This is a genomic window from Dokdonella sp., assembly GCF_049593775.1.
In the GTDB taxonomy this organism is placed as follows: domain Bacteria; phylum Pseudomonadota; class Gammaproteobacteria; order Xanthomonadales; family Rhodanobacteraceae; genus Dokdonella.
This window is the reverse complement of the sequence record NZ_JBAWHJ010000156.1, coordinates 1-5,818: the sequence shown is the minus strand read 5'-3', so window position 1 is coordinate 5,818 and position 5,818 is coordinate 1. Positions and strand designations below refer to the sequence as shown.

6 protein-coding genes and 1 pseudogene are annotated in these 5,818 nt (G+C 61.0%); 5 read left to right on the top strand and 2 right to left on the bottom strand.

Translation table 11 applies throughout. From position 1 onward, the window contains the following. The 5 genes from WBP53_RS05450 to WBP53_RS05430 form a co-directional block, all read left to right on the top strand. Nucleotides 1-761: LysR substrate-binding domain-containing protein (locus WBP53_RS05450; RefSeq protein ID WP_423926719.1), on the top strand; the 761-nt coding region annotated here is incomplete at its 5' end. A gap of 116 nt (nucleotides 762-877) precedes the next feature. Continuing rightward, nucleotides 878-1,294 carry a nucleoside diphosphate kinase regulator gene (rnk, locus tag WBP53_RS05445; protein WP_423926717.1) on the top strand — a complete coding sequence of 139 codons (417 nt, stop codon included), beginning with the start codon at nucleotides 878-880 and terminating at the stop codon, nucleotides 1,292-1,294. Between the two features lie 157 nt (nucleotides 1,295-1,451). Continuing rightward, nucleotides 1,452-1,874 carry a rubrerythrin family protein gene (locus tag WBP53_RS05440; RefSeq protein WP_371280222.1) on the top strand — a complete coding sequence of 141 codons (423 nt, stop codon included), beginning with the start codon at nucleotides 1,452-1,454 and terminating at the stop codon, nucleotides 1,872-1,874. A gap of 124 nt (nucleotides 1,875-1,998) precedes the next feature. After that, nucleotides 1,999-3,345, top strand: a complete 1,347-nt coding sequence (locus tag WBP53_RS05435) for a heterodisulfide reductase-related iron-sulfur binding cluster (RefSeq protein WP_423926715.1) — start codon at nucleotides 1,999-2,001, stop codon at nucleotides 3,343-3,345. Nucleotides 3,346-3,347: 2 nt separating this feature from the next. After that, nucleotides 3,348-3,929 carry a DUF3501 family protein gene (locus WBP53_RS05430; RefSeq protein WP_423926713.1) on the top strand — a complete coding sequence of 194 codons (582 nt, stop codon included), beginning with the start codon at nucleotides 3,348-3,350 and terminating at the stop codon, nucleotides 3,927-3,929. 52 nt (nucleotides 3,930-3,981) lie between these two features. Here the strand turns inward: WBP53_RS05430 and metB are convergent, their stop codons facing one another. Further along, nucleotides 3,982-5,214 carry a cystathionine gamma-synthase gene (gene metB / locus WBP53_RS05425; RefSeq protein WP_423926711.1) on the bottom strand — a complete coding sequence of 411 codons (1,233 nt, stop codon included), beginning with the start codon at nucleotides 5,212-5,214 and terminating at the stop codon, nucleotides 3,982-3,984. After that, a pseudogene (locus WBP53_RS05420) lies at nucleotides 5,211-5,818 on the bottom strand (hypothetical protein); the annotation flags it as partial. The pseudogene WBP53_RS05420 and the gene metB, both read right to left, overlap by 4 nt.

Genomic DNA, 5,818 nt, shown 5'->3' with positions numbered 1-5,818 from the left:
CACCTCGCAAGGTCCTGCTGACTGAAGTGGGACAGGAAATCGTCATGCGCGCACGTGATGTGCTGCATGAAGTCGATCAGATCAAGGCGATTGCCCGACGAACACTGGACCCGGAATCCGGCACCGTGCGTCTCGGCATTTTCCCTACCCTTGGCCCCTACTTGCTCCCGCACATGGTTCCATCCATTCGCAAGCGCTTTCCTAATCTCGAACTATTGCTGGTGGAGGAGAAAACCGAGGTCATCCTGCGTCAGCTGCGCGAGGGTCGCCTTGATGCCGGAATCCTTGCACTGCCACTGCACGATCATCAACTGCACATCGAGAAGCTGTTTGACGAACCATTCGTTCTTGCGGTGCCTGAGAGCAATCCGCTCGCGCGCCGCAAGAACATACGGCTCGACGACCTGGCAGACCAGAACCTGCTCCTGCTCGAGGATGGCCATTGCCTGCGCGATCAAGCACTTGAGGTCTGCCAGCTCGCCGGCGCGGGGGAACGCAGCGGGTTCCGCGCGACCAGCCTTGAAACGCTGCGCCAGATGGTCGCCGCAAATGTGGGCATCACCTTGCTGCCTACTCTTGCAGTAAAACCACCGGTTCCGCAGGTCGAACACGTTCGCCTGATAGAGTTCGCTTCACGCCCGCCTTGCCGACACATCGCGATGGTTTGGCGCAAGAGTTCGGCCATGCATGGATTCCTTGGCAGCTTCGCGGAATTGTTCCGCCAGTTGCCGAAAGAACTGCTGGATCCGCACAACCACTAAAGCCCGGCACGCCAACCGGAAACCCGAGCATGTGCAATGTTTGAGAATGACCGTGTTATCGGCTAGCTTTGCCGTCCTGATCAACCCGCGTTCGCGCTTCAACTTAAGGAATCATCGTGGACAACAACAACGAGGCCATCATCATCTCCAGCCTCGACCTCCAGCGCATCGAGGAACTCCTCGAGCAGCCGCAGTATCGCGACGCTGCCGGTACCGCATCGCTTCGCGCCGAACTGGAACGGGCGAACGTTCTCGATCCGGCAAAGATGCCAGCCAATGTCGTCACCATGAATTCGACCGTTACGGTCGAAGACGAGTCCGGCGGTGGCCGCCGTGAAATCAGCCTGGTCTATCCGCGCGACGCCGATAGCGCCGCGAACAAGGTGTCGGTCATGGCACCGGTCGGCAGTGCCATGCTTGGGCTGCAGGTTGGCCAGTCAATCAATTGGCAGGTGCCGGGAGGACGCGCACTGCGCTTGCGGGTCGTCGACATTTCCTACCAGCCTGAAGCCAGCGGCGAACTGCATCGATAGGCAGCGTCACTTCGCGTACTCGCCATAGGGGATTCCGATTGCACTGATCGATTCTTTCGATTTCCCGGTTCTGGTTCTCGGTGCTACGGTTCCTGAACCGAATCGCTTTCTCAATTGATACTCACCCTCTCCAGCCAACCGCCACGAGGACAACACGATGAGCAATCTGAAAGGTTCCCGCACCGAAGAAAACCTGAAGGCCGCCTTTGCAGGCGAATCCCAGGCCAATCGCCGCTATCTGTATTTTGCACAGAAGGCCGATGTCGAGGGCCACAACGATGTCGCGGCGGTGTTCCGCTCCACGGCGGAAGGTGAAACCGGGCATGCGCACGGTCATCTGGAATATCTTGAAAGCGTCGGCGATCCAGCCACCGGCCTGCCCTTCGGCGACACGGTCAGCAACCTCAAGACCGCGATTGCAGGTGAAACGCACGAATACACGGACATGTATCCAGGCATGGCCAAGGCTGCGCGCGAAGAGGGCTTCGAGGAAATCGCAGACTGGTTCGAGACTCTGGCCAAGGCGGAGCGTTCCCACGCGAATCGATTCACCAAGGCGCTGGGCGAAGTCAACGCCTGATTCACCCGTCCCATGACGCAACCGGGCCCGCGCGATGCAGGCCCCGGTTGTGGACAACCGCAGACGCCAGTCCGGCAAGGCAGCGACCCGCTCCGGATCGCATCGCACAACTGCAGGGAATCTCATGGCTGATGAATCGACCAGGCCGCGCGAAGGCAGCCTCGAAGCCCCGACACGCCACCCGCTGGACTGGAAAAATCCCGAGTTCTACGATCAGGCTGCTCTCGACAAGGAGCTCGAGCGCGTCTTTGACATCTGCCACGGATGTCGACGTTGTGTCAGCCTTTGCCACGCGTTTCCCACCTTGTTCGACCTGGTCGACGAATCCTCGACGATGGAAGTCGATGGCGTAGCCAAATCCGATTACACCAAGGTGGTCGACCAGTGCTACCTCTGCGACCTCTGCTACCAGACCAAGTGTCCGTACGTGCCACCACACGAGTGGAACGTCGATTTCCCGCATCTGATGCTGCGCGCCAAGGCACTCAAGCATCGCAACGGCGAGACGACACTTGCGTCGAAGCTGCTTTCAAGTACGACCGCAGTCGGCAAGGTCGCCACGATTCCGTTGATGGTGAATGTCGTCAATGCGGCCAACAAGGCCAAACCGACCCGGGCCCTGCTCGAAAGAACATTGGGCGTCGATCGCCAGGCACGAGTGCCCGAGTACGACTCGCACACCGCGCGCAAGCGCATGCAGCACTTTGACGGCACGGCCGGCGCAATCAGGCCTGCGGGACGCACGCGCGGCAAGGTTGCCCTGTTCGCGACCTGCTACTGCAACTACTCCTATCCACAGGCCGTGGAGGATCTCGCAGCGGTGCTGCGGCACAACGATGTCGCGGTCAAGCTGGTCGAGCGCGAGGTCTGCTGCGGCATGCCTAAGCTGGAGCTCGGCGATCTCGAATCAGTCGCGCGCTACAAGGAAAAGAATATTCCCGTACTCGCCGCAGCGGTCCGCGACGGCTGGGACATCACCGCCCCCATCCCGTCCTGCGTGCTGATGTTTCGCCAGGAACTGCCGCTGATGTTTCCCGACGACGCAGAGGTGCAACTGGTCAAGGCGCACTTGTTCGATCCGTTCGAGTACCTCTGGCAGCGTCATCAGGCGGGTCTGCTCAAGCTTGAATTTCCGAACACCCTGGGCAAGATCGCCTACCACGCGCCGTGCCACCAGCGCGTGCAGAACATCGGTCCGAAAACACGCGACGTGCTCAAGCTGGTTCCCGGTGCCGAGATCGAGATGATCGAACGTTGCTCTGGCCATGATGGGACCTACGGCGTCAAGAAGGCGACCTACGCCATTTCACGCAAGATTGCCCGACCTGTCGAGAGCCGGGTCAGGCAGGCCGAGGCCGCACACTTCGCCAGTGATTGCCCGATGGCTGCTTCGCATATCGCCCATGGCAATCAAGACAAGCCCGGCGCAGAAAGTCCGCTTGCCCTGCTGCGCCAGGCCTATGGAATCTGATCATGCAAAAACTGACCCGCAACGATCTGTATAGCCTTGAACACTACGCCAGCGAGCGCGGTGACTTCAGGACCCGCGTCCTCGCCCACAAGCGCAACCGCAAGGTGATGCTGGGCGCACATGTCAGCCTGCTTTTCGAGGACCGCCTGACGATCCAGTATCAGATCCAGGAAATGTTGCGTATCGAACGCGTTTTCGAGTCCGCAGGCATCGAGGAAGAACTCGATGCCTACAACCCGCTCATTCCCGACGGCGGAAACCTCAAGGCAACCATGCTGATCGAGTATGACGATGTCGACATGCGCAAGACCGAACTCGAAAAGCTGTTGCGCATCGAGGATCACATGACGGCTTGCGTGGAAGGACATCCGGTCGTAGCGGCAATCGCCGACGAGGACATGGATCGCAGCAATGAAACCAAAACCTCTGCAGTGCACTTCCTGCGCTTCGAGTTTACTCAGGCGATGATTGCCAGTGCGCGTGATGGCGCAGACGTCGAGTTCGCTTGCACGCATCCGGCCTACAGCGAACGCACCCGGGTTGTCGGCGCGACGCGAGCAGGCCTGCTCGCGGACTTCGACTAGCCTTCGCAACGGCTCCTGTGCCGATACACTCTATTCAGAAACAGCCTTGGCGTCAGGCAATGGTGACGACCGACGTGCCGGCTTGCACAGATGGTGCGGCAGCAATCCGGCTGGCCGCTGTTCCTCGCGCAGCCTCCACGCGCTTCAGCGCAGCTTCGACATCAGCGACGAGATCCAGGCAGCCCTCGATTCCGATCGAAACGCGCAAAAGTCCGTCAGCGATGCCGGCGCGGCGACGCGCGTCGGGTGCCATTGCCGCATGAGTCATGCCTGCAGGGTGGCAGACCAGGCTTTCCACGCCCCCCAGAGACTCCGCCAGAGTGAAGTATGCGAGGCCGTCTACGAACAGCCGGGCCGCTGCTTCGCCTCCTTCAAGTTCGAAGCTCAGCATGGCGCCGAAGCCTGCTTGCTGTCGCTTGGCCAGCGCATGGCCAGGATGCGAGGCCAGCCCCGGATAGTGGACAACGCGCACCAGCGGATGCCGATCGAGCAGATCTGCAAGGGTTCTCGCGTTTTCCTCATGCACCGCGAATCGCGCTTTCAGGGTGCGAAGGCCACGCAAGGTCAGGTAGCTGTCGAATGGGGCGCCCGACAACCCGAGGCAGTTGCACCACCACGCCAGTTCTTCTCCGAGGGCAGGATCGCGCCAAAGCACCGCGCCTCCAACAACATCCGAATGGCCGTTGATGTACTTGGTCGTCGAATGCACGACGATATCGGCACCGAACCGGAACGGTTGCTGCAAGACCGGCGACAGGAACGTGTTGTCGACCACGGCCAGCGCGCCGGCGGCGTGTGCCGAATCGACAGTCCGGCGAATGTCGGTGATTCTGAGCAGCGGATTGGAGGGGGTTTCGATCCAGACCAGTCTGGGTTTTTCCGCCAATGCGGCAGCCAGTGCCTGCGGATCATGAAAATCGACGAAAGCCACGCGATATAGCCCGCGCCGCGCCTGCGCGTTGAACAGGCGCCAGCATCCCCCGTAGCAGTCGTGCGGAACAACCAGCAGGTCACCCGGCTCCAGCAATGCCGCAACCAGGGTCACGGCAGCCATGCCGGTCGCGGTGATGACGCCACCCGAACCACCTTCGAGGTCAGCCAGGGCCGTCGCCAGGGTGTCGCGCGTCGGATTGCCGGATCGTGAATAGTCGTACTGCCGTTTTTCACCGAACCCGGCGAAGCTGAAATTGCTGGACAGATACAGCGGCGGCATCACCGCGCCATGTGCCGGATCACAATCGACGCCAGCACGCACCGCTCGTGTCGCCAGACTTGAAGGATTCATGCCGCCACCCCCGCATTGAGACTGTGCTGGATGACGGCGGCGATCGCACCCTCTTCCTTGATAAAGGCGTCGTGGCCGAATCTTGACGATATGGACACCAGGTCGGCATGACTGCCGATTCGACGAACGAAATCCCTGGTCAGCGGGACCGGCACCAGCAGGTCTTCGTGGATGCCGACTACGGTCGTCCTGGCAAGAATCGTTTCCGGTTCGCACAGGTGGTGATCAAGCGAGCGCGAGAGGCAGAGGAAACTGGCAGAGCTGAAACGGCCCACAAAACGCTCGCCATGGGCTGCAAGCCAGCCGAGAACGCCACTGGATGGGTCGCTCTCGCCAAAGCGGGACTCCAGTTCGTCAGGCGTGCGGTAGCCAAGCACGGCAAGCTGACGTGCGCGTGCCAGTGCCCGACGCCTCTCCTGGGGATTGCTTGCGGACTCGACGCCGGCTCGCTGCAAGGTGCGCAGCGCGAGTGCCCAGGGACTGGCGCGATGAGCCGCACCAATCACGATCAGGCGCGTCAGCCGGCGGCCAAGCAAACCGGCAAGATGTTGGCCGACGCAGCCCCCATACGAGGAGCCGACGATGGCTTCGATCTGTGCCAGAC

Coding starts and splice junctions, on each gene's coding strand:
- WBP53_RS05430 (WP_423926713.1), top strand. CDS start 3,348: ATGCAAAAACTGACCCGCAACGATCTGTATAGCCTTGAACACTACGCC.
- metB (WP_423926711.1), bottom strand. CDS start 5,214: ATGAATCCTTCAAGTCTGGCGACACGAGCGGTGCGTGCTGGCGTCGAT.
- WBP53_RS05435 (WP_423926715.1), top strand. CDS start 1,999: ATGGCTGATGAATCGACCAGGCCGCGCGAAGGCAGCCTCGAAGCCCCG.
- WBP53_RS05440 (WP_371280222.1), top strand. CDS start 1,452: ATGAGCAATCTGAAAGGTTCCCGCACCGAAGAAAACCTGAAGGCCGCC.